General features: G+C 68.3%; 21 protein-coding genes and 1 tRNA gene. 11 read left to right on the top strand and 11 right to left on the bottom strand.

The window, feature by feature from the left end; genetic code table 11:
* Window positions 1-128 precede the first annotated feature (128 nt).
* A complete protein-coding gene (locus GV790_RS12580) occupies window positions 129-833 on the bottom strand; it encodes a hypothetical protein (protein ID WP_036531823.1) in 705 nt (234 codons plus the stop codon).
* Between the two features lie 303 nt (window positions 834-1,136).
* On the opposite strand from GV790_RS12580, the gene rfbB reads away from it, so the two are divergent.
* Window positions 1,137-2,147, top strand: coding sequence for a dTDP-glucose 4,6-dehydratase (gene rfbB / locus GV790_RS12575; RefSeq protein ID WP_163813534.1), 1,011 nt, complete (start codon window positions 1,137-1,139; stop codon window positions 2,145-2,147).
* 10 nt (window positions 2,148-2,157) lie between these two features.
* Here rfbB and GV790_RS12570 read toward each other — a convergent pair whose 3' ends face one another.
* Together GV790_RS12570 and GV790_RS12565 are read right to left on the bottom strand one after the other, a co-directional pair.
* Window positions 2,158-3,762 carry a DUF2142 domain-containing protein gene (locus tag GV790_RS12570; RefSeq protein WP_163813533.1) on the bottom strand — a complete coding sequence of 535 codons (1,605 nt, stop codon included), beginning with the start codon at window positions 3,760-3,762 and terminating at the stop codon, window positions 2,158-2,160.
* Complete coding sequence (locus GV790_RS12565; protein ID WP_163813532.1) at window positions 3,759-4,721, bottom strand: glycosyltransferase; 963 nt, start codon at window positions 4,719-4,721, stop codon at window positions 3,759-3,761. Before GV790_RS12565 ends, GV790_RS12570 begins: the two co-directional genes overlap by 4 nt.
* A gap of 101 nt (window positions 4,722-4,822) precedes the next feature.
* Here GV790_RS12565 and GV790_RS12560 point away from each other — a divergent pair, with 101 nt between their 5' ends.
* The 3 genes from GV790_RS12560 (at window position 4,823) to GV790_RS31060 (ending at window position 8,615) form a co-directional block, all read left to right on the top strand.
* Entirely contained in the window at window positions 4,823-5,347 is a 525-nt protein-coding gene (locus tag GV790_RS12560; RefSeq protein WP_175585873.1) for a GtrA family protein, read from the top strand.
* A gap of 138 nt (window positions 5,348-5,485) precedes the next feature.
* On the top strand, window positions 5,486-7,396 hold the full coding sequence (locus GV790_RS12555) for a glycosyltransferase (protein WP_175585877.1): 1,911 nt from the start codon (window positions 5,486-5,488) through the stop codon (window positions 7,394-7,396).
* Window positions 7,397-7,847: 451 nt separating this feature from the next.
* Window positions 7,848-8,615 carry a hypothetical protein gene (locus GV790_RS31060; protein WP_256673239.1) on the top strand — a complete coding sequence of 256 codons (768 nt, stop codon included), beginning with the start codon at window positions 7,848-7,850 and terminating at the stop codon, window positions 8,613-8,615.
* A 299-nt stretch (window positions 8,616-8,914) separates the two neighbouring features.
* On the opposite strand, the gene GV790_RS12545 is transcribed toward GV790_RS31060, so the two are convergent.
* The 6 genes from GV790_RS12545 to GV790_RS12520 form a co-directional block, all read right to left on the bottom strand.
* Window positions 8,915-9,760, bottom strand: a complete 846-nt coding sequence (locus tag GV790_RS12545) for an SDR family oxidoreductase (RefSeq protein ID WP_163813531.1) — start codon at window positions 9,758-9,760, stop codon at window positions 8,915-8,917.
* Between the two features lie 453 nt (window positions 9,761-10,213).
* On the bottom strand, window positions 10,214-11,260 hold the full coding sequence (gene rsgA / locus GV790_RS12540) for a ribosome small subunit-dependent GTPase A (RefSeq protein ID WP_163813530.1): 1,047 nt from the start codon (window positions 11,258-11,260) through the stop codon (window positions 10,214-10,216).
* Between the two features lie 452 nt (window positions 11,261-11,712).
* Window positions 11,713-12,699 carry a galactofuranosyltransferase GlfT1 gene (gene glfT1, locus GV790_RS12535; protein WP_178127823.1) on the bottom strand — a complete coding sequence of 329 codons (987 nt, stop codon included), beginning with the start codon at window positions 12,697-12,699 and terminating at the stop codon, window positions 11,713-11,715.
* Complete coding sequence (gene wzt, locus GV790_RS12530) at window positions 12,696-13,538, bottom strand: galactan export ABC transporter ATP-binding subunit Wzt/RfbE (RefSeq protein WP_163813529.1); 843 nt, start codon at window positions 13,536-13,538, stop codon at window positions 12,696-12,698. The genes glfT1 and wzt overlap by 4 nt, the downstream gene beginning before the upstream one ends.
* Before the next feature lie 14 nt (window positions 13,539-13,552).
* Window positions 13,553-14,440: a galactan export ABC transporter permease subunit Wzm/RfbD gene (gene wzm / locus GV790_RS12525; RefSeq protein ID WP_375139387.1), complete on the bottom strand. Its 888-nt coding sequence runs from the start codon at window positions 14,438-14,440 to the stop codon at window positions 13,553-13,555.
* 107 nt (window positions 14,441-14,547) lie between these two features.
* A complete protein-coding gene (locus GV790_RS12520; RefSeq protein ID WP_163813528.1) occupies window positions 14,548-15,156 on the bottom strand; it encodes a bacterial proteasome activator family protein in 609 nt (202 codons plus the stop codon).
* Window positions 15,157-15,251: 95 nt separating this feature from the next.
* On the opposite strand from GV790_RS12520, the gene GV790_RS12515 reads away from it, so the two are divergent.
* Complete coding sequence (locus tag GV790_RS12515; protein WP_163813527.1) at window positions 15,252-16,454, top strand: cysteine desulfurase-like protein; 1,203 nt, start codon at window positions 15,252-15,254, stop codon at window positions 16,452-16,454.
* Between the two features lie 224 nt (window positions 16,455-16,678).
* On the opposite strand, the gene GV790_RS12510 is transcribed toward GV790_RS12515, so the two are convergent.
* Complete coding sequence (locus GV790_RS12510; RefSeq protein ID WP_163813526.1) at window positions 16,679-17,680, bottom strand: NAD(P)H-quinone oxidoreductase; 1,002 nt, start codon at window positions 17,678-17,680, stop codon at window positions 16,679-16,681.
* Between the two features lie 408 nt (window positions 17,681-18,088).
* Here GV790_RS12510 and GV790_RS12505 point away from each other — a divergent pair, with 408 nt between their 5' ends.
* The 5 genes from GV790_RS12505 (at window position 18,089) to GV790_RS12485 (ending at window position 21,602) form a co-directional block, all read left to right on the top strand.
* The gene (locus GV790_RS12505) at window positions 18,089-19,264 is read left to right on the top strand and encodes a lactate 2-monooxygenase (protein ID WP_163813525.1); all 1,176 of its coding nucleotides are present in this window, start codon (window positions 18,089-18,091) and stop codon (window positions 19,262-19,264) included.
* A 138-nt stretch (window positions 19,265-19,402) separates the two neighbouring features.
* Window positions 19,403-19,813, top strand: a complete 411-nt coding sequence (locus GV790_RS12500) for a MarR family winged helix-turn-helix transcriptional regulator (RefSeq protein WP_163813576.1) — start codon at window positions 19,403-19,405, stop codon at window positions 19,811-19,813.
* A 33-nt stretch (window positions 19,814-19,846) separates the two neighbouring features.
* A tRNA-Ser gene (locus GV790_RS12495) sits at window positions 19,847-19,934 on the top strand.
* Between the two features lie 130 nt (window positions 19,935-20,064).
* Complete coding sequence (locus GV790_RS12490) at window positions 20,065-20,448, top strand: hypothetical protein (protein WP_228815215.1); 384 nt, start codon at window positions 20,065-20,067, stop codon at window positions 20,446-20,448.
* A gap of 92 nt (window positions 20,449-20,540) precedes the next feature.
* Window positions 20,541-21,602 (top strand): alpha/beta hydrolase, encoded by a 1,062-nt coding sequence (locus GV790_RS12485; protein ID WP_163813524.1) that lies wholly within the window; start codon window positions 20,541-20,543, stop codon window positions 21,600-21,602.
* Between the two features lie 75 nt (window positions 21,603-21,677).
* On the opposite strand, the gene hisC is transcribed toward GV790_RS12485, so the two are convergent.
* Window positions 21,678-22,757: a histidinol-phosphate transaminase gene (gene hisC / locus GV790_RS12480; RefSeq protein WP_163813523.1), complete on the bottom strand. Its 1,080-nt coding sequence runs from the start codon at window positions 22,755-22,757 to the stop codon at window positions 21,678-21,680.
* Between the two features lie 96 nt (window positions 22,758-22,853).
* On the opposite strand from hisC, the gene GV790_RS12475 reads away from it, so the two are divergent.
* Window positions 22,854-23,591, top strand: coding sequence for a dienelactone hydrolase family protein (locus GV790_RS12475; RefSeq protein ID WP_163813522.1), 738 nt, complete (start codon window positions 22,854-22,856; stop codon window positions 23,589-23,591).
* Window positions 23,592-23,613: the final 22 nt, after the last annotated feature.

Below are 23,613 nucleotides of genomic sequence, written 5' to 3'. Positions count from 1 at the left end.
GGAATACCGCAACAATGTGATCCGAAATACGTTCCGTAATTTCGCGGGCAAATATTCGGCCATCACCGCAGAAACCCCGCCCGGTCGGAACCGGACGGGGTCACCTGCTGTAGGGAACCGTCGGAGAATTACTTGGCCGGCGGGTTGAACGGCTGGTTGATGGTGGTGAAGTACTGGATCGCGGCGCCGATCGCGACGGGCGCGGTGATCAGGATCTGGCCGGCCAGGGTGCCGAGCGCGCCGACGGCGAGGATGCCGCCGATGCATCCGACCGCGGCGGCCGGGATGAACGGGCCGAACAGGCCGATGATGGTGGCCGAGGCGACGGTGGCGCCCGCGATGCCCCCGAGCACGCAGCCGACGGCCGCGCCGCCGATGCCGCCGACCAGGGTGGCGATGGTGGCGCCGGTGCTGATGGTGTCCTTCATCCGGTTGAAGGCGTCCTTCTCCCGGTCATAAGGGGACTTCCAGTTGGCCTGGTCCTCGAACGGCAGGGCGACCGGCTTGTAGACGGCCTTGGCCATGTCCAGCTGCGGGGTCAGGGTGGCGGTGCGGCCGGAGATGTCGGCGGCGATCGGGAACTCGAAATCGTCGACGCGGAACGACAGCGGGGTTCCGGCCAGCACGGTGCCGTTGCTCGCCTTCACTTTGAAGGTGTTGTCCTCGACGACCAGCGAGCCGGCATCGGTGGTGATGATCGTCGACGACTCGGTGCTCTCGGCGGTGAAGTTGACGGCGGTCTCGGGGGCGGGCGCGGCGTTGACGGTGCCGGCCGTGACGCCGAGCGCGGCGATCACGAGCGCCGAAGTCGCGGCGAATTTCCTCATCAGCATTTCTGGAACCTCGATGTAAAGCGTTCGGAGGGGACGAAATGATCGAAATCGAATTCAGCTAACGATGGGTGAACCGGCTGTGTCCGTTCGTTCAAATTCTGTTCACCGGGGGCGCGTTTAGCGCGGTGCGGTTCTGGAAATGTGTACTTCTGGGCGGCGTTTCCAGGGGATTCGCGGAGGCGGTGTTTCGCTGAATCGGAATTCAAAGCGAGCAAGGACACATCCATCCGTCTCGGCTATCTTCGCAATTCGCCCATGCCCGCGGTACCCGGAGCCCGCTCGCGGCGACGTAAGGTAAGTGGGGTGCGATTGCTGGTAACCGGCGGTGCCGGGTTCATCGGGGCGAATTTCGTCCAGCAGACCGTGACCGAGCGGCCCGACGTCACGGTAACCGTGCTCGACGCGCTCACCTACGCTGGGAACAGAGCCTCGCTCGCGCCCGTGGCCGACCGCATCGACTTCGTGCACGGCGACATCGCCGACCTCGATCTGGTCGACGAACTGGTCAGCGGTGTCGACGCGGTGGTCCACTTCGCCGCCGAATCGCATAACGACAATTCGCTCACCGAGCCCTGGCCGTTCGTCCAGACCAACATCATCGGCACGTACTCGCTGCTGCAGGCGGTGCGCAGGCACGACGTGCGCTACCACCACGTCTCCACCGACGAGGTGTACGGCGACCTGGAGGCCGCGGATCCGGCCTTCACCGAGGAGACCGCCTATAACCCGTCCAGCCCCTATTCGGCGACCAAGGCCGCCAGCGATCTGCTGGTGCGGGCCTGGACTCGCTCGTTCGGGATCCGCGCCACCCTGTCCAACTGCTCCAACAACTACGGCCCGTACCAGCACGTGGAGAAGTTCATTCCGCGCCAGATCACCAATCTCATCGACGGGGTGCGGCCGCGGCTGTACGGCGCGGGCCATCAGATCCGGGATTGGATCCACGTCGACGACCACAACCGCGCGGTCTGGGATGTGCTCGAACGCGGCCGCATCGGGCAGACCTACCTCATCGGCGCCGACGGCGAACTCGATAACAAGACCGTGGTGCGGCTGATCCTCGAGGCGTTCGGCCGCGACCCCGACGATTTCGACCACGTCACCGACCGGCCCGGGCACGATCAGCGCTACGCCATCGACGCGAGCCTGCTGCGCGAGGAGCTCGGCTGGCGCCCCCGCTACGCCGATTTCCGGGCCGGCCTGGCCGACACCATCGCCTGGTACCGCGCGAACGAGGACTGGTGGCGCCCGCACAAGGAGAGCACCGAACGCGCGTACGCGGCTGCCGGCGAGACGACGATCAGCCCGAACTGAGCTGCCGCGCTCAGCCCCAGACCACCACGTAGTACTTGATGGCCGCCGCGGCCAGCGCGATCGTGGTGGCCGCCACGATGGTGATCGGCGCCGCGCGGCCCGGCGCCTTACCGCCGGGGCCGGTGAGCCGCAACGGCATCCAGCGCAGCAGCACCGCGAAGGTGAGGATGGCCAGCGGCACGAAGTAGCGGCCCTGCACACCATCGATGATGTAGAAATCGACCGGCGTGAACGACATGTAGAGCGTCACGTAGATCATCGCGACGCTGGCCGCCAGCGTCAGCGCCACGATCAGGGTGCGCCGGAAATCCGGGGTCGTCATCCGCTCGGCGATCCCGAGACCGACCGCGAACGCCAGCAGGCAGGTCACGATCGACATCGCGGGCACATCCACGTACCCGAAGCCGAGCTCGCCGAAGAACTCGGTGAACCACTCCTGATCGCGGCGGGCGATGCTCTCGCCGAAGACGCCGAGGAAACCGAACGGGTCACGCAGGATGCCGCTGAGCTGTTCGCCCGGATTCACCGTGTACCACTGGTGCCGCGGACGCATCAGGCTCATGCCGTCACCGGTCGGCGCGGCGATCTTCATCCACACCGCGAACCCGGCCGCGCCGATGGCCGCGCACAGCCACGGCAGCCGGCGCAGCAGGCCCGAGAAACCGAAGCGCTTCGCCGGAACCAGGACCACCAGCATGGCCAGCAGCACGTAGGTGGGCTTGCTCAACGGCAGCAGCACCGTCGCGGCGAGCAGCGCCGTCGTCTCCACCCGGCCCAGCCCCCGACCGAGGAACAGTGCCTTGACCAGCAGCGCCGAGACCATGATGGCCAGCGCGTTGGTCATCGTGTCCGCGGTGACGGTGCCCGCCTGGAACACCGCGATGGGCAGCAACGCCACACTGAAAGCCAGCCACTGCACGCGATAGCCGCGCAACGCCCACAGCGCGAATCCGGCCACCACGAGATAGGCGAGCAGACCGGCGAGCCGGGTCAGCAGCACCATGCCGCCCGCGTCCAGATCGAGCACCCCGGCCAGCCGGATACCGATCGCGGCCGGCACATAAGGCACCGGCGAGTAGGCGGCGGTGTTGGTGAACCAGATCGTCTTGTGCTCGGCGGTCACCTCGGCGCCGCCGACGCGGTCGTAGCCGCCCGGGTCGCCGACCATCGCGCCCGGCTCTTCCGGGTTGTCGTTGTAGTCGCGGAAGGCGTAGCCCATCAGCGCGTCGATGGCCGCGGGCGCTTGGCCGCCGTAGGCGACGCCGCGATCGTCATCGATTTCCTGCGGCAGGAAGCCGCCGTGCGCGACCTGATAGGCGCGCCCGAACTGGGTGATCTCGTCGTGACCCCAGAACGGCGGGGTGATCACCGCGAATACGGCGCCGAACAGGGCCGCCAGGATGGTGAAGGCGAGGGTCGCGGCGCCGAACCTGGCGATCAGGGTGTCGGCGGTGCGGCGCAGGGGATTCGCGGTCCGCGAGGACTTCTCGGGGCGCGACGACGCGGCCGGGCTCGCGGCTTCGGACTTCGCCGCGTCGCCGGTGTCAGCGGTGGGGGTCTCGGGGTCGGCCGGTTCCTCGGAGGCTGCGGATTTCCGGTCGGCCGAGGTCGTCAACGTCCGGCCTCGCCGGGACGCGGGTCCTCCCCGGGAGCCGAATAGCGCAGGTAGACCAGTCGCGCCGTTTCATGCCGCGACCGGCGGATGCCGTCGAGGATCATGCCCGCGGTCCAGGCCAGGCTGCCGAGCAGCAGCAGGGTGAAGGCCAGGAACAGCGTGGGGAAACGCGGCACGGTGTGCGAATCGTAGAACTCGATGACGATCGGAATCGTCAGGATCACCGACACCAGCCAGCTCAACGTGCCGAACAGGCCGTAGAAGGCGACCGGCCGCTCGTGCCGCGCCAGCCCGATGATGAGCGCCAGGATCTTGAAACCGTCGTGGTAGGTGCGCAGCTTGCTCTCGCTGCCCGCCGGGCGATCACGGAAACCCACCGGGACCGCGGTCTGCGGCACCCGCAGATGCAGCGAATGCACCGTCAGCTCGGTCTCGATCTCGAACTCGCGGGAGACGGCGGGGAAGCTCTTGACGAAACGGCGGGAGAACACCCGGAACCCGCTCAGCATGTCCTCGACGTTCTCGCCGAACACCTTGCCGACCACGCCGTTGAGCACCTTGTTGCCGGTCTCGTGGCCCGCACGGTACGCCGAGGCGCCCTCGTCCTGCTTGCGCACGCCGAGCACATGGTCGTAGGGGCCGTCGAGCAGGGTTTTGATCATCAGCGGTGCGGCCGACGCCTCATAGGTGTCGTCGCCGTCGATCATCAGGTACACATCGGCCTCGATGTCGGCAAAGGCGCGGCGAACCACATTGCCCTTGCCCTTGGTGTGCTCGGCCCGCACGATCGCACCGGCTTCGCGGGCGCGTTCGGCCGTGGCGTCGGTGCTCAGGTTGTCGTAGACGTAGACGACGATGCCCGGCACGGCGGCCTGCAGGTCGGTGACGACCTTGGCGACCGAAGCCTCTTCGTTGTGGCAAGGGACCACGGCGGCAATGCGAAGCTCGGTGGGATCCACCCGGGTCAATCCTCGAGGTCGGCTGTGAATGGGAACACCGGGAGATTACAGGTGCGCGCGGGCAAACGCCCCAGCGAGGTGCCTGCGGTACCGTCGCCCGAGTGTCACCCAGTGAGCCGACGAGTCCCGCACCGCAGTCAGCGCCTGCGGCGCCCGCGTCGTTGACCGGCAAAGTGTTCACCGCGCTGCGTCAGGGCAGTGCGTTCCTGGTGGTCGGTGCCATCGGTTTCCTGGTCGACGCGGGCACCTACAACCTGCTGGTGTTCTGGGGTGGGGAGGGTGTGCTCTATCACGCACCGCTGCCCGCGAAGATCATCGCGATCGCGGTCGCGACGGTGGTCACCTACTTCGGCAACAAGTGGTGGACCTTCTCGCACAAGAAGACCGACAACCCAGGGCGCGAGTACCTGCTGTACGCGGTGTTCAACGTCATCGCCATCGGCTTGCAGCTGGGCTGCCTGGGCTTTTCCCGTTATGTGCTGGATCTCTCCAGCGCGCTCTCGGACAACATCTCCGGCACCCTGATCGGCCAGATCGTCGCCGTGGTGTTCCGCTACTGGGCCTACGACAAGTTCGTCTTCGTGGGCAAGAGCGCCCCCGCTCCGGAACGGGTCGGCGCCGAATGAGCAGGGTTATCCGACCGGCCGGCCGGGTAGCTACTCGGCGGGCTTACGGCGTGTGCGATTGATATCCTCGCTCCCGCCGCGAACCGTATGCAGGGACATGTCTGTCCCGTCGGCACAATGAGGAATTTCGAGGACTTCATGGACCAGTCGGCTACCCAGGCCGTTACCGAAACGAACGATCGCGCGGACGTCGCGCCGGACGCGTTGCGTGTCGCCTCCCACCCGGCGCCCGATCGACTGGTGCTGCAGCGAGGGATCTTCACCGGCCCGTCGCCGAAGGTAAGCGATGAGCTGTACGCCGTGGTCAAGGGCCGCTCGACGCGGGAACGGCAGGCGTTGCGGCTGGAGAAGGGCGCCCTCGCGCACACCAACACCTATTTCGGGCGGTTCGCGGCCAGCTACTGGCAGCGCTGGACCACCGTCACCGCGGTCGAGGCGACGATGATGCTCGAGGTGGCGAACAAGGCGCGGGTGCGGCTGGTCGCCTCCGATATCGCCGGGCACCGGCGCATCATCGCCAGCGCCGACGTCGATGCCAGCGGTCCGCTGACCCTGTCCGCGCCGCTGGACCAGTACGTCGACGGTGGCGCGCTGTGGCTGGAGTTCGACGCGGTCGGCGCCGAGCTCGGCATCTCCGAACTCACCTGGACCACCGCCGCACCGGAGCGGGTGCGTCCGGTCGCCATCGCGATCTGCACCTTCAACCGGGCCGAGGATTGCGCGCACACCGTCGCCGCGCTGGCCTCCGATCCGGTCGTGCTCGCCGCCATCGATGCGGTGTATGTGGTCGATCAGGGCACCGACCTGGTACAGGACCGGCCGCTGTTCCAGCAGACGCTGCCCGTCTTCGGTGACAAGCTGCGCTACATCCGTCAGCCCAACCTTGGCGGGGCCGGCGGGTTCACCCGCGGGCTCTACGAGGTGTCCGGCGCCAATGAGCACGCCGACGTCATCCTGATGGACGACGACATCCTGTGCGAGCCGGAAACGGTGTTGCGGCTCAACGCTTTCGCCAATCTGACCGTGGAACCGACGCTGGTCGGCGCACAGATGCTGTTCCTGCTCAACCCCGACTACCTCAACGTCGGCGCCGAGGAAGTGCATCTGGACAAGCTGATGCACGGGCAGAAGGTGCCGAAGGCCCTGCGCAACACCAGCATGCTGAAGAAGAACCAGGAACGCCGCGTCGACGCCGGCTACAACGCCTGGTGGACCTGCCTGATCCCGGCCGAGGTGGTCAAGAAGATCGGGCTGCCGATCCCGATCTTCTTCCAGTGGGACGACGTCGAATACGGCGTTCGCGCCCGCGAGCACGGCTTCGTCACGGTGACGCTGCCCAATGCCGCGGTCTGGCACGCCGATTTCTACTGGAAAGACTTCGACGACTGGGCCCGCTACTTCAGCACCCGCAACTCGCTGATCGTGTGCGCCATGCACACCGATCTCGACGGCAAGGCGATCACCCGGCAGCTGTTCCGCAACCTGGCCGAGCATTTGGTGGCCATGCAGTACGGTCTCGCGCACACCACGTTGCAGGGCATCGAGGACTTCCTGCGTGGCCCGCAGGTGCTGCGCGACGGCGGCATCGAGGCGCTGGCGGCGGCCCGCACCAGCCGCGCCGAATTCGCCGAGACCATCAAGCATCCGGCCGCCACGCCGCCGGTGTCCTCCGCCGAGATCCAGGTCCGGCGCGCTGGTGGTGAGCCGAGCCGGCTGCTCGCGGTGCTGGTCAAGCGCGCGATCACGCAGTGGACCGGGCGCACCCAGCACGGCATCGTCGGCGTCACCCGCGAGGACGCGCACTGGTGGCACGTGTCGCTGTTCGACCACGTCGTCGTCACCGATGCCTCCCAGTCCGGTGTGCGAGTTCGCCGCCGCGACAAGGCGACCGTGCGCAAACTGCTGCTGCGCACCATCCGGGTGCTGCGCCGCCTGCGCCGCGAACTGCCCGCGCTGCAACAGCAGTACCGGGCGGCGATGCCGGAGCTCACCAGCCGTGAGAATTGGGAGCGGTTGTACGGGATCGACGGAGGTCGCGAGGCGCGCTGAGTGCGGAACCATCGGTGACGGCCGGATGACAACGGTTGTCGCCGATGGAGTTTCGGCGTGCCGCTACATTTCGGGATGGGTCGTGGATCGCCGTGATTGCCATGGTCGGACTCGGTATCTCCGTGTCGGTATCCGAGTGTGATTCGCCGTAGACAGTGCCGGCGTGCTTTGGCGCGATGCGCGGCCCTCTCGTGGTTCGAGCCTGCCCTGGACGGGTAGATACCGGTGTGCCCGGGCTGCTTCACGGCGGCCGCGGCATGAATCGGACGCAGCCGGCGCAGTCATCTTGTGGTTCGAGCTCGCCCGAGATGGGTAGGTACTAGTGAGCTCGAGCCGCCTCGACGGCGGCTGCGGCAGTGATCAGACGAAGCCGGCCCGCCGCTCTCGACATGAGCCACCGGCGAAACCTCGGTAGGGTGCGCGTGCACGTTACCGATCTTGGGAGGAATCGATGAGTTACCCGGGGCCGCCGCAGGCGCAGCCGGTGCCAGGTCAGCCGCAGTTCGGGGGTGCGCCGCAGTACGCGCCGCCGGGTGCTCCGCCGTACGGTCAGCCGCCGATGGGTCAGCCGATGCCGGGCCAGTCGCCCGGTCATCCGATGCCGGGTCAACCGCCGATGGGCCATCCGATGCCGGGCCAGCAGGCGCCTGGTCAGCCGATGCCAGGCCGTCCGCCGATGCCGAATGGGGCACCGCAGTTCCCGCAGGGCGGGCCGTATGGTCAACCGCCGCAGGGCATGCCGCCACAGGGTCGTCCGCCGATGCCAGGCGCTCAGCCGCCCATGCCGTACGGCGGCCCGGGCGCGCAGGCTCCCGCGGCCGGTCAGGGCATGCCCGGCGACCCGCCCGGCCTCACCGTCGACGCCTCCTACACTCCGCTGGCCTTCCTGCTCGCCATCACCAAACCGAAGATCATCGTCAACGGCCAGCAGGTGCCCAACACCCTCTGGGGCGCCAACCACATCCCGGTCGGCCCCGGCCAGCACCACGTCAAGGTCAGCACTCCCTGGCTGTTCGACATGGGCCCCGCCACCACCGCCGTCCCCGTCGCCGAAGGCCAGGCCGCGCGCCTCTACTACCGCGCCCCCGCCCTGATCTTCCTCAACGGCGCCATCGGCCCGGGCCCCCAGAAGACCCCGGGCATGGTCTTCGTCTACATTTCCTGGGCCTGCGCCGCCTTGCTGATCCTGCTCAGCGTCCTGCCCCTGCTGCTCATCTAGTCCTCGAGCGCCGGGCCGCGCACGGCCCGGCGCTCCATGGCCGATGCCTGCCCGAAAACCGATCGGCTACTGCGGTATTCCTGTGTGCACGATGCCGTGGACCTCGGAGGCCACCACCTGACCCGGCCGTGCGTTCCTCACCGGGCTGTCAGCCACCGACTTGGCTCGCGCTGACTTCGCTGCCGGACTACTCGCTGCCTACGGTCCGAGCTGGGTGAGCCGGGCCCCGGCCGGATCGGGACCGGTGCGGCGGGGAATGGTAGAGGCTGGGCTTGCCTCCGGGATCCAGCCCGGCTCCGCTACAGGAACAGGTCGGTGGTCAGGGGGCCATCGCCCGGGGTGACGCGGTACTTGTCCAGGTCGGTGATGCCGTGGGCGGCGAGGACGTCGTCGTCGATGAAGAAGTTGCCGGTGGTTTCGGTCGAGGGGGAGGTCAGCACCAGGTAGGCGGCGTCGGCGTAGATGTCGGGGGTGCGGGAGGTGGCGACCATTTCCTCGCCGCCGAGCAGGTTCTTCACCGCGGCGGTGGCGATGGTGGTGCGCGGCCACAGCGAGTTGACGCCGATGCCGTCGGACTTCAGCTCTTCGGCCAGGCCGAGGGTGGTCAGCGACATGCCGTACTTGGCGATGGTGTAGCCGAGCGAGGAGCCCGCCCACTTCGGGTCGAGGTTCAGCGGCGGCGAGAGGGTGAGGATGTGCGGGTTGCGCCCGGCCGCGGCGGATTCGCGCAGCGCGGGGATGCACAGCTTCGACAGCAGGAAACTGCCGCGGCAGTTGATGTCCTGCATGAGGTCGTATTTCTTCATCGGCAGCGCGTCGGTGGGCGAGAGGTCGATGGCCGAGGCGTTGTTGACCACGATGTCGATGCCGCCGAACTGCTCGATCGTCTGGCGCACGGCTTCGGCGACCGATTCGTCGATGCGCACGTCGCCGACGAAGGGCAGCACCTTGCCGCCGGCGGCTTCGAGTTCGGCGGCGGCGGTGTGGATGGTGCCTGGCAGTTTGGGATGCGGCTTGTCGGTCTTGGCGATCAGGGTGATGTTCGCGCCGTCGGCCGCGGCTCGCTTGGCGATCTCCAGCCCGATGCCTCGGCTGCCGCCGGACATGATCAGCGTCTTACCCGCGAGCGGCTTCGATTCGGTCATTGACTGCTCCTGTCGTGTCCGCCGCGGTTGCGAGTACCGCGGCCATCCGCTTCTCGACATTAAGCGTAAACCCAGACCCTATGCAACCAGTTGCATAGGGTGCGCCAGTGTTGTGCCTCACACTCGCTCCAGCTATCCGGGATCAGCTGTTTCCGCTGGTCGGGCACGAGAGCGCAACGCTGAACCGGGCCGATCAGTCGAGGTTCGGACGCGCAGAGCGCGATCGCCCGCGCCCCGGTGCTGCCGGACGATGGACGGTGCCCGCCACCTCGGCTGCCCGTCGAACGATTGCCGCGGAGGCCCGTGCCCCGGTGCTGCCGGAGGAGGACCGGGTCGGCCACCTCGGCGGCCCGCCGAACGATTGCCGCGGACGCCCGTGCCCCGGTGAATCCGGCCGAGGCGAACGACCGCCGGCAACGGGGCCACCCACTACCGGTGACCCCGTTGCGCGGTTCAGCGCCGCGAGTTCTTCTCTCGGAACATCCGGCGGTGCTGTTTGCTGATATCCCGCCACGCCTTCTCGCGCTCGGCCCGCAACCGCTTATCGCTGCGCGCCGCCATCCACTCGTTCTCGCGGGCGAGCTTGCGGTAGCTGTCCAGCCGTCGCTCGGTGAGTTCACCGCTGTCGATGGCGGCGCGTACCGCGCAGCCGGGTTCGGCATCGTGCGCGCAGTCGGTGAAGCGGCAGTCGGTGGCCAGGGTTTCGATATCGCTGAAGGTGCGTTCGAGACCCTCGGCCGCGTCCCAGAGACCGACGCCACGGAGACCGGGCGTATCGATCAGCGTGCCGCCGCCGGGGAGTGGACGCAGCTCGCGGTGCACGGTGGTGTGCTTGCCCTTCTTGTCGACCGCGCGAACGTCGTTCGTGGCGAACACTTCCGCGCCGAGCAACGCATTGGCCAGCGTCGACTTACCCGCACCGGACGCGCCGATGAGGGCGACGGTGCCGTCGAGCAGCGCGGTGAGCACATCGAGCCCGTACTCGCTGGTGGCGCTGACCGCGACGACGGCGGCACCGGGCGCGACGGCCCGCACCTCGTCGAGCGGAAGATACTCGGCCGCATCGGCTTTGGTGAGCACGACGACGGGTTGCGCGTGCGATTCCCAGGCCAGGGCGAGCATCCGCTCGATCCGGCCCAGGTCGACGTCACCGTCGGCGGGCGCGCAGATCAGTACCGTGTCGACATTGGCGGCGAGTACCTGGGCGCGCGAATCCCGTGACGCGGTGGTGCGCACGATCGCCGAGCGTCGCGGCAGCAGCCGCCGCACGGTCATCGTCGCGTCGACGAGCACCCAGTCACCCGTGCACAGTCCGCTGATCTCGGGATCCGAGCGTGGGCAGATCGCGCGGCCGAGGCCGCTGGGTGTGGCGACATCGCATTCGCCGCGGTCCATCCGGATCACCCTGGCGGGTACGTGGCCGGGCGCCAGATGTGCGGTGTAGTCGAGCCGGACGCTGTCGGTCCAGCCGTAGGGAATGAGCAGGTCGTAATCGACCATGGTGAGAGAACCTCCGTGGGGCCGAGCCCACGACGAGGGGCTCAGCGAGTTGAGTACGAGATGGAGTTCGGCCCGCCGGCGTGCACCCGCACAGCCGACGCGGACACGACAAACCGCGCGACAATCACCACGAACTCCACCTCCTCGTTCTCCTCGAAGCTCGGCGCCTACTCTCACACGCCGACCGCTGCCCGCGCAACCGAATTTCCCGGGCGTCCGCACCACTGAGCCGGCGCCGTCACGAGCTCCGCCTCCGACGCCTCGCATGAGCACCCGGGTCGCCAGGTGCTGCGCCGGATCCGGGCGACCTCGACTCCCGCACGGCCGGGAGCTTCCGGTGACCCGAACCACCGGCCGATGGCGCCCGCCTCATGAGCAGTCGCCGAGGACGGACCGGTACCGTCCGCGCCGCGCCGGACGAGGATCACGACGCCGCCGGGCGCGATCCGAACTCAGTCCGGCTTCCCGAACTGTTCGTGCCGCCCCAGACTGCGCAGGTGGAACCATTCCCGCAGACCTGCCGGGTCGCGCCTGGTCACCAGGAAAAACCAGGAGAAACGAATCCATTCCTGCGGCAGCAGCTTCCGCATCCCCGGCTGCGACATGAGGTAGCCGCGGTTGCGGTAGGTGAAGTAGCGCTTCACCGGATCGTCCGGGTACTGGGTGTGCATCCGGCCGCCGAGGATCGGCTTGAACTCGGCGGCGCCATTGGGATGCAGGTAGGCCGTTTGCAGGCAGGTGCCGAAGGGCAGCCCGGAGCGCACCAGGCGCCGATGCACCTCGACCTCGTCACCACGCACGAACAGCCGCAGATCGGGCACCCCGATGACGTCGATCGCCTGCGCCGAGATCAGCGCCCCGTTGAACAGCGACGCGATACCCGGCAGGAAATCCTCCTCGCCCAGCTCCGAACGCAGCCGCCGCCACACCACGCCACGGCGCAACGGGAAAGCCAGCCGATCGGGTTCGTCGATATCGCAGACCACGGGCGAGACCTCGACCAGCCCGTGCCTGCCCGCGCAGTCCAGCAGCGTCGCCAGCACCTCGGGGCCTTCTGGCCTGCCGTCGTCGTCGGCCAGCCACACCCAATCGGCGCCGAGGCTGAGCGCGTGCAGGATGCCGAGCGCGAATCCGCCCGCGCCGCCGAGATTGTGGGCCGAGCCCAGGTAGGTGGTTTCCACCGGCTGATCCCGCACCAGCTCGGCGACCTCCGGTTCGTTGCCGTTGTCGACGACGATGAGATGGTCGACCGGCCGCGACTGGGTGGCCAGCACCTTCAGCGATTCGGCCAGCAGTTCGCGCCGCTTGTGGGTGACGACGACGGCGACGATGCGAGCGGTCGCGCCGGTATCGACTGCCGGGTGTTCGGCGGAGGTCGCGGACTCGACCGGGGACGCCCCGGCAGCGATCGGGGTGTTCTTCCCGGTCGGCTCACTCATGTCTGGTTCGGCTCCAGTTCTCGTTCGGCGTCATCGGCGGCCTGCTCGGCTTCCAATTCGGCAAGGACGGTCGCGACGTGATTACCCGCCTCCGGGCCTTCGTAGGCCCGCACCACTTCTTCGATACCGCCGTGCAGCCGGACCTGGCCGTGATCGATCCACAGGGCCGAATCGCAGAGCTGGGCGAGGAATTCGTTGGAATGGCTGGCGAAGACCAGGATGCCGGATCGGGCCACCAATTTCTGGAGGCGCAGCCGGGCTTTTTTCATGAATTCCGCATCGACCGCGCCGATGCCTTCGTCCAGCAGCAGGATTTCCGGGTCGATCGAGGTGACGACCCCCATCGCCAGCCGCACCCGCATACCGGTGGAGTAGGTGCGCAGAGGCATCGACAGGTATTCGCCGAGTTCGGTGAAATCGGCGATCTCATCGATCTTGGCCATCATCTGCTTGCGCGTCTGGCCGAGGAACAGGCCGCGAATGATGATGTTCTCGTATCCGGAGATCTCCGGGTCCATACCGACACCGAGGTCGAACACGGGCGCGACCCGGCCGCGAATACGGGCGCTGCCGCGGGAGGGTTCATAGATTCCCGACAGCAGCCGCAGCAGCGTGGATTTGCCTGCGCCGTTGTGCCCGACCAGGCCGATCCGATCGCCCTCCTTGAGCGAGAGGGTGATGTCGCGCAGCGCCTCGACTACCACGACGTCGGATTGATTGCGCCCGATGGCGCCGCCGGCCTTACCGAGGAACGCCTTCTTCAACGACCGCGATTTCGCGTCGAAGATGGGGAACTCCACCCACGCGTTGCGGGTTTCGATGCTCACATGATCGGTCATCGTTGCATCGGCTCCTATACCCAGTACGGCACGCGCGAACGGAATTTCTTCAGGGCGAACACGGCCGCGATCCAGCCGACGACGGTGATCGCGCCGACGATGCCCCAGTGATAGAGCCGCTGATCATCGCCGAGCAGCGGCGCGCGCACGATTTCCAGGTAGTGGAAGGTCGGCACGATTTCGGCCAGCTTGGCCCGATCGGCCACGTCGCCGCCCTGCTCTTGCAGGCTCTTGGTGTTCCACATGACCGGCGTCAGCACGAACAACATCAGCGTCATGCTGCCGAGGATCGGCGCGATATCGCGGTAGCGGGTGCTGAAGATGCCGAACAGGATCGACACCCACATGGAATTGGCGAAGATCAGCAGCAACGCAGGTATCGCGAAGACGACCGTCCAATGCAGGTTCTGCCACACCCCGAAGGCGATCAGCACCACGAAATAGATCGCGAAATTGTGCGCGAAGAACAAGAACTGCCGCCACACCAGCCGGTAGACGTGCACGCTCAACGCCGAGGGCAACTGCTTGATCAGGCCCTCGTTGGCGATGAACACATCCGAACCCTCGAGAATGCTGGCCTGGATGACGTTCCACACGATCAACCCGACCGCCACGTACGGCAGGTATTCGCGCAGCGGCTGCCCGAGCAGCGCCGCGTACAGGATGCCGATGGCGGTGGCCTGCACGCCGGTGGCGATGGTGATCCAGAACGGGCCGAGCACCGAGCGCCGGTAGCGCTGCTTGATGTCCTGCCAGCCAAGCGATAGCCACAGCTCGCGCTGACCGAAGCCGTCGCGCATGTCCTTGAACGCGCGGGCGAACGATTGCGAGTCCGAGACCAGCGGTTCGGCAGGCTCGGCGGGCGCGGTGACGGTGGGTTCTGAGGTCTGTTCGTTAGTCACATCGGAAACCGAGTCGGGGCGAGCGGCAGCGGCGGGCACGGTGCTCGACACTACTCGGCCGAGGCGTACCGGGCCCCGCCAGCACTACCGTCCACGCTCTGCTTGGGTTACAGGTACTGGCCGGTGCCGCCCATGGTGTGGCCGTGCTGGGCCGACCGCTGGTCGCCCGCGTGCACGCCCGGCGGCAACGCACCTTGGCGCATCTGCTCGAGCTGGGCACGAGCCGCCATCTGCTGGGCGAACAGCGCGGTCTGGATGCCGTGGAACAGGCCCTCCAGCCAGCCGACCAGCTGGGCCTGGGCGATGCGCAGTTCGGCGTCCGATGGCACCGACTCGTCGGTGAACGGCAGCGTCAGCCGTTCCAGCTCCTCGCGCAGCTCCGGGGCCAGGCCCTGCTCCAGCTCGCGGATCGAGGACTTGTGGATCTCGCGCAGCCTGGCCCGGCTGGCGTCGTCCAGCGGTGCCGCCCTGACCTCCTCCAGCAGCTGCTTGATCATGGTGCCGATACGCATGACCTTCGCGGGCTGCTCGACCATGTCGGCCAGCGATTCGCCGGAGTCATCGCGCTCGTCGGAGTCCTTGCTCTTCTCGTCGCCGTCGGAGACCACCTGCGCGGTGTAGGGCACGCCCGATTCCTTGCCGCTGGGTAGCAGCAGGGGGCGTCCCTCGGGTCCGATAACGACGACGGGATCCGATGCGTCATCCGAGTGCGTCATGGTCTCTATCATGTCGCGTCGGGCGCCGACGTGCTAAAGACGGTGCCTGTGGGGAGGGTTACGCGGCCTCACCCGCTGCCCTTAGAGTGGCCAGCATGACTTACGACGTCGCACGGGTTCGGGGCCTGATACCGTCCCTGGGCGACGGCTGGATCCATCTCGACCCGCAAGCGGGCATGCTGGTTCCGGATTCGGTATCCCGGGCCGTGTCAACAGGTTTCCGTACGTCGTCGTTTTCCCACGTAGGCCGTCATCACGCAGCCAAGCGCAGCGCCGCCATTCTGGATGCGGCGCGTGAGGCCGTCGCGGACCTGGTCGGCGGTGATCCCGCCGGCGTCGTGCTCGGACCGGATCGTGCGGTACTGCTGGCCTGGCTGGCCGAATCGCTGAGCTCGCGCCTTGGGCTCGGTACCGGGATCGTGCTGTCGCGCCTGGATGACGAGGCCAATGTGGCCCCCTGGCTCCGCATCGCCAACCGCTACGGCGCGCATGTGCGCTGGGCCGAGGTGGAGATCGAGACCTGCGAGATGCCTGCCTGGCAGTTCGAGGAGCTGATCGGGCCCACCGCGCGCCTGGTGGCGCTCACCGCTGCCTCGCCGATCGTCGGCTCGGCGCCCGCCGTCCGGGTGGCCGCCGACCGGGTGCACGAGGTGGGCGGACTGCTGGTGGCGGATGCGTTCGGCGCCGCGCCGTACGCGCTGATCGACATCGAAGAACTCAACGCCGACGTGGTCGCGCTGAGCGCACCGTCGTGGGGTGGTCCGCAGATCGGTGCGCTGGTCTTCCGCGATCCGGCGTTTCTGGACCGCATTCCGTCGATGTCGCTCAACCCGTATGCCAAGGGTGCTGAACGGCTCGAGGTCGGCGGGCATCAGTACTCGCTGCTGGCCGGGCTCACCACCTCGATCGACTATCTCGCCGGGCTCGACGAACGCGCCACCGGCACCCGACGTGAGCGGCTGGAAGTGTCCATCACCTCGCTGCAGGACTACCACGACCAGCTGTTCGAGCATCTGATGGACACCCTCGACAAGATCGAGAACCTCACCGTCATCGGCCGCGCCTCCACCCGCATCCCGACCGTCAGCTTCACCATGGTCGGCCTGCAGGCGGAGAAGATCGCCGCCAAACTGGCCGACAACCGCATCGGCGTACTCAGCGGCACCCACGGCGGCAGCCGGTTGCTGGACGCGCTCGGCGTCAACGACGAGGGTGGTGCGGTGACGGTCGGTCTGGCGCCGTATACGACGAAGTTCGAGATCGATCAGCTCGGCCGAGCGCTGGCGGCGTTGGACTGAGGTGCCCGGTGCGTCGGCGGTGCTGGACCGAGGCATCCGCCGGCCGTGCTGGACCGAGGCACCCGGGGCGCGGGCCGTGCTGGACTGAGCCACCTGGTGCACCGGCCGTGCTGGACCGAGCCACCTCGTGCGTCGGCCGTGCTGGACCGAGGCATCCGCCGGCCGTCCTGGACCGCGGACCCGGCCCGGCTCTCCGCGCATAGTGGCCGTCGCAACCGGTTCGGTCAGTAGTCGCCGATCTGCAACACGACCTTGCCCACCGTGTCGGGGGAGTCGAGCAGCGTGTGGGCCGTGCCGACCTCGCTGATCGGCAGTTCGGCCGCGATCACCGGGACCACCGCGCCCTCGGCCACCAGCGGCCATACATGCTTGCGCACCTCGGCGATGATCTCGGCCTTGCTGGCGGGCCCGGTCGCCGGGCGGCCGCGCAGGTTGGTGGCTCGGACTGCCGCACGCTTGCCGAGCAGGGTCGCGAGGTTCAGTTCGGCCTTCGCTCCACCCTGCAATCCGATGACGACCAGCTGCCCGTAGGTGGCCAGCGCCTCCACATTGCGGGCCAGGTAGGCCGCGCCCATATTGTCGAGAATGATGTCGGCGCCAGGCCCGCCGCTGCCCTGTTCGGCGCGGATGACCTCGACGAAGTCCTGTTCGCGATAGTTGATCAGGAGGTCGGCGCCCAGCTCGGCGCACTGTTCCAGCTTGTTCGCCGACCCGGCCGTCACCGCGACGCGCGCCCCCAGCCGCTTGGCCACCTGGATCGCGTGGGTGCCGATGCCGCTCCCGCCGCCGTGGATCAGCACCAGTTGCCCGGCGTGCAGCCCCGCGGTCATCACCAGGTTCGACCACACGGTGGCCGCCACCTCCGGCAGTCCGGCCGCCGCGCCCAGGTCCAGCTCGTCCGGGATCGGCAGCAGCTGCCCGGCCGGTGCGACGGCTCGCTCGGCATAGCCGCCGCCGGACAGCAGTGCGCACACCCGATCACCCACCGACCAGTCGCGCACGCCCTCGCCGACCGCCGCGATAACCCCCGAGCACTCGAGTCCGGGGATCTCGCTGGCACCCGGCGGCGGCGGATAGTGGCCCTTGCGTTGCATGATGTCGGCCCGGTTCACCCCGGCCGCCGCCACGTCGATGAGCACTTCGCCGGGCCCGGCCTCGGGTTCGGGCGTCTGCGCCCACTCCATGACCTCCGGCCCACCGAATCCGTTCAACGTGATCGCGCGCACGCGCCCATACTGCCGGACCGCCGTCGCCCGGCCATCGGGAGCCCGCGCTACGTGGCCGGGTGGCTGCCGTGCTGTACCGGTCCGCTCCGCACCCGGACACCATGAGAGCCAGTGCTACGTGGCGGGTGGCGGCCGTGCTGGGACCGGGGCGCTCCGCCACCCGGCCATTGTGGGAGCCCTCGAGCGCTACCTGGCCCTTGGTCGTGCGGTGGATGTCGCCCCGCGACCGAGGGCGTGGTGATGCGCACCCGCATCCGCGGCCGGCGGGGCGCTGCCCGAGTGGAGCGCACGCGGAGTAGCGCTCGTCGGGGTGGCCCGGGACGGAAGGATGCGCGGGAATGCCGGGGGCCCTGCGGATTCGCCGGGTGTGGGCGCGGTCACCGAAGGTAGGCGCTAGCGTCTTCGAGCGTGAGCAGCTTCATCGACTTTCAGAATGAGATCTACTTCCGCGGGCTCGGCGGTGAGGTTCCGGAACTGCCGATGACGGCCGATGGTCTCGAAGAACGCGCCCGGGAGTTGCTCGGCGCCGAGGCCTTCGCCTACGTCGCGGGGAGCGCCTCGGATGAGCGGACCGCGCAGGCCAATCGCGCCGCCTTCGACCGCTACCGGATCGTCCCGCGCATGCTGCGCGGCACCACCGGCCACGGCACTCGCGATCTGTCGGTCGAGGTGCTCGGCACCAAACTGGCCGCGCCGGTGCTCACGGCGCCGGTCGGGGTGCTCGAGCTGCTCCAGGATCGGGGCGAGACGGTGGTCGGCGAGGTCACCAAGGAACTCGGCGTCGGCATGGTGTTGTCGACGGCGGCGTCGTCGACCATCGAAGAGGTCGGCGCGGTGTCGGGGGAATGGTGGTACCAGCTGTACTGGCCCGCCGACAACGATTTGGCGCGCTCGTTCGTTCAGCGCGCGGAGAAGGCGGGTGCCAAGGCCATTGTCGTCACCGTCGACACGCCGTCGCTCGGCTGGCGTCCGCGCGATCTCGAGCTGGCGCATCTGCCCTTCCTGAAGGGCAAGGGCATCGCGAATTACCTGTCCGATCCGGTGTTCCGGGCCAAACTGCCCGCCGCGCCGGAGGACAGCGAGGACGCCATGCGCACCGCGATCCTCACCTGGGCCGGCCTCTTCGGCAATCACACGTTGCGCCCCGCCGATATCGCGCACCTGCGCGAATGGACCGATCTGCCGATCGCGGTCAAGGGCATCCTGCACCCCGACGACGCCAGGCAGGTGGTCGACGCCGGTGCCGATGCGGTGGTGGTGAGCAACCACGGCGGCCGCCAGGTCGACGGTTCGATCGCGGCGCTGGACGCGCTGCCCGCCGTCGTCGCTGGTGTCGGCGACCGGGCCGATGTGCTCTTCGACTCCGGTATCCGCACCGGCTCGGACATGCTCATCGCGCTGGCGCTCGGCGCCAAGGCGGTGTTCTACGGACGCCCGTGGGCCTACGGCCTCGGCATCGCGGGCCACGACGGCGTTCGTCATGCCCTGCGTCTGCTGCTGGCCGACTTCGATTCGGCGATGGGCCTGTCCGGGCACGCGAAGGTCGGAGATCTTTCCCGCGATCTGCTGGTGACCCCGCGCTGAGCCCGGAATGGGTAACCGGCCGGTAACTTCGCTGGTCGGACGACATAGAATACCGACGTGCCTACCAAACCAAGCGGTCGCGTTTCCGCTGAGCCGGAGTGGCTGACCCCGGCTCAGCAGAACGCGTGGCGGGCGTTCATGGACGGCCACCTCCGCTTGATGACCGCGTTGAACCGGCAGCTGCAACGCGACAACGATCTGAGCCTGGCCGAATACCGCATCCTGGTGCTGCTGTCCGAAGCGCCCGGCCGGGCCCTGCGGATGAGCGAATTGGCCGACGGCGTGCTGTCCTCGCGCAGCCGCCTCACCCACCAGATCCGCCGGATGGAAGCCCAGGGCCTGGTACGCCGCAACACCTGCGTCGAAGACGGGCGCGGGGTCCTCGCCGAGCTCACCGACACCGGAATGCGCAGGCTGTCGGAGGCCGCGCCCGGTCACGTCGAGGCCGTGCGCAAGGGATTCATCGACCTGCTCACTCCCGAGCAACTCGACCTCGTCGCCGACGTCTTCGGCCGCATCGACCTCGAAGCGCTCTCGGACGGCCACTGACCGGCCCGCACGATCGGTTACGATCGTGGACCTGGAGACGTGGCAGAGCGGCCGAATGCACTCGCCTTGAAAGCGAGCGTCGTGAGAGCGACCGGGGGTTCAAATCCCTCCGTCTCCGCCATCAACCCGCGCCGACGGCCGGACCTTCCCGGCCTCGGCGGCGGCAACGCCCCGATACCGATCGCGTCCCAGCGTGCGGACACGCCGCGATTATCGAGTGTGTCCTGCACCGCGAGTGTTTCAATGCGGCTATGACGTGGACCACCATCGCTAGATCCCTGAGCTTGCTGGCCGTGGGTACCGCGGCCGGTCTCACCCTCGCCGCGGCCCCCGCCCAGGCGAGCGACGCCAACCCACTGGACTGTTCGGGCGTGCCGCACGCGCAGGGCGTGGCCGACCGCCACAGCGCCATCCGTGGCGTGCCGGTGGTGCCGGTGTGCATGAACAACAAGGTCTACATCGGGATCCCGCTGGCCGTCTCGCCATTGGCGAACATCACCCGGCCCGGCACCACCACCGTCTGCCTGGTGGAACGTGAAACCGTCGAGGCCGCCGCGCGATTCGAATGGCGCCGGGATCAGCACGTGGTGCCGATGTGCATCGCGAACCGCGCCTACGGCGTCTACGAGCCCTGATCTCGGCCATTCGTGCTGGTAGCCGGGTGAATTCGGGCCCGGCCCGCTCCTCGTCGCCGCGACCCGCAGGCCGTTTCTGGCAGTATGGCCACATGCTGTCACGGCGTGGACCGCGGCGCCGGCTGTCCGGCGCGCTGGTGAGCGCCGCACTCATGATCGGTGCGGCGACGATCGGCGCGCCCTTGACGACGGCGGCGCCCGCGGAGGAACAGGGCACCGGATCCTCCGACGGGCCGGGCATGGCCGAGCAGACCAGGCCGATGCCCGCCCGCCCGAAGATCAGCGGCGTCAGCGAGATAACAGACCGCAGGCTGCGCGTCTACGTCGATTCGCCCGCGATGAGCCGCACCGTCGAGGTGCAGGTGCTCTTGCCGCGGGATCGCAGCGCCCCTCGGCCCACGGTCTACATGCTCGATGGCCGCAGCGCCGTCGAAGACAGCAACAACTGGATCGAACGCGGCGGCGCGCTGCAGTTCTACGAGGACAAGAACGTCAACGTGGTGCTCACCGTCGGCGGGCCCGCCAGCTACTACACCGACTGGCAGCGGCCCGACCCGGTGCTCGGCACCAACATGTGGGAGACGTTCCTGACCAAGGAACTGCCCCCGCTGATCGATGCCCGCTTCAACGGCAACGGTCGCAATGCCCTGATGGGCGTGTCGATGGGCGCCGAGGGAGCGATGATGCTCGCGGTGCGCGAACCGCAGCTCTACGCCGCCGTCGCCGCGCACAGCGGCTGCTACACCAGCGGATCCGATCTCGGGCAGGCGCAGGTGCGCGCCGTGATCGCCACCTACAAGGGCGATCCGGACAACATGTTCGGCGAGCCAGAGGATCCGGCCTGGCTGGCCCACGACGTCACCAGGAACGCGGAAGCGTTGCGCGGCAAGGCGATCTACCTGTCCTCCGGCAGCGGCGTCCCCGGCAAGTACGAGGTCCCGAGCAACCCGGAGCTGCTCACCGCCATCGGATTCGGCAGCCCGCTCGAAGCCGGCACCAACACCTGCACCCGCCGCCTCATCGACCGGCTCAACGCCCTCGGTATCGCGCACACCGCGAATCTGCGGCCCACCGGCACCCATTCCTGGCCATACTGGGCCGACGAGCTGGTCAGCTCCTGGCCGACCATCGCGCGCGGGCTCGGCGTGGCCTGAGCCCGGCGGAGCTCAGAGTCCGGCCGGCCGCCTGGCTTCGGCGGTAGATCAGCCGCTCAGCAGTGGACCTGCTGCTCAGCCGGTGAACCTGGCGGCCACCGCCGGATCGGTGGCGAAACTCAGGAACAGATCGTTCTCGTGCGGATCGCCGGTGGTGACGCGCACGCCGTCGCCGGCGAACGGCCGCACCAGCACGCCGGCCTCGGCGCTGGCCTCCGCGAACGGCACGCTGTGCTCGCCCAGCGCCAGCCAGACGAAGTTCGCCTCGCTCGGCGGCACCCGATAGCCCGCCGCCAGCAGCGCGTCGCGCACCCGGTCACGCTCGGCGATCAGCGGTTCGGTGCGATCGAGTAGTTCGTGGCGCGCCTCCAGCGAGGCGATCGCGGCGGCCTGCGCCACCCGGTTGACGCTGAACGGAATGTGCACCTTCAGCAGCGCGGTGATCACCTCGGGCGCGCCCACCGCGTAGCCGGCACGCAGCCCGGCCAGCCCGTAGGCCTTCGAGAAGGTGCGGAGCACAACGACATTGGGCCTGGTGCGGCCGAGCTCGACGCCATCGGGGCGGTCCTGCGGGGTGAGTCGCATGTACTCGTAGTAGGCCTCGTCCAGCACCACGAGCACGTTGTCCGGCACGGAGTCGAGGAAGCGGGTGAGCGCCTCGCGGCCGACCGCGGTGCCGGTCGGGTTGTTCGGGTTGCAGATGAAGATCATCTTGGTGCGCTCGGTGACCGCGGCGGCGATCGCGTCCAGATCGTGCACCAGCTCCGGGTCCAGCGGCACCGGCACGGCCGTGGCATTGCCCACCTGGGTGACGATCGGGTACGCCTCGAACGAGCGCCACGCGAACAGCACCTCGTCGTCGGGGGAGGAGCAGGTGATCTGCACCAGTTCCTGGCACAGCGCGACGCTGCCGCAGCCCACCGCGACGTTCGCCGGAGAGACGCCGAGGAACTCCGCGAGCGCGGCCCGCAGCTCGGTCACCTGATTGTCCGGGTAGCGGCTCGCCAGCTCGGCCGCCTCGGTGATGGCCTTGAGCGCGGCGGGCAGCGGACCGAAGGTGGTCTCGTTGCTGGCCAGTTTGACCGCACCGGGATGGTTGCGGCCGGGGACGTACGCCGGAATGGAATCGAGGTCCGGCCGAATCTGCGCGGTCACCCCCCAACCATATGCCCGGTGCCGGAATTTCCGTGCGCGAGGGCCTCTCACGTGCAATTTCTCCCCAAGATCAGAATTCGGCCCTACGCTGGATTCATGTCGGGCACTTATGACGATCTAGCGCCGCTGCGCGTCGGGGACGACATGGCAACCGAAGGTGAGTCCGAGCCGGACCGGCGCCCGGCCGCGCACCCGCAGGTGCCCATCACCGTGGTCGAACCCGAGGGCAACGCCCGTGGCGGCATCGTGCTGCTGCACGAATCCGGTGAGTTCACCGGGCCGTTGCTGGAGCTCATGCAGGCGCTGGCCACCGAGGGCTGGACGGTCGTCGCGCCCAATCTGTTCCACCGCGCCACCGATCCGCCGTCGACCGGTGTGTTCGGCGACGAACTGTTCGAGGATTTCGACGCCTGCTTCGACTGGCTCACCCGGCGCGGGGTGTTCCCGGACTGCATCGGCGCGCTCGGCTTCGATACCGCGGGCACCGCCGCCTGCCTGGTGGCCACCAACCGCCCCATCGGCGCCGCGGTCAGCGTCGCGGCCCCCGGCATCGTGAGCCCGCTCACCGACAAGGCCGAAGCACTCGTCGAGGCCGCTCCCCGCTTACAGGCACCGTGGCTGGGCCTGTTCGGCGAGACCGATCCGAACACCCCGGCCGAGGAGGTCGAGCAGTTACGCGACGCTGCCGCCCGCGCCGAGGTGGCGAGTCTGGTGATCAGTTATCCGGGTCTGCTGCACCGCGCCGACAAACCCGGCGACGACGAGGAGGAGCGCGACGATCTCATCGACGCGCAAACCAGGATCTTCGACTGGTTCGACAGCAATTTACGCTAACTACCAGCCGTTTTGCACTCTG

The sequence above is a fragment of the Nocardia cyriacigeorgica genome, assembly GCF_010858045.1.
GTDB classification, from domain to species: Bacteria; Actinomycetota; Actinomycetes; order Mycobacteriales; family Mycobacteriaceae; genus Nocardia; species Nocardia cyriacigeorgica_E.
This window is presented reverse-complemented; position numbering and strand designations above follow the sequence as displayed.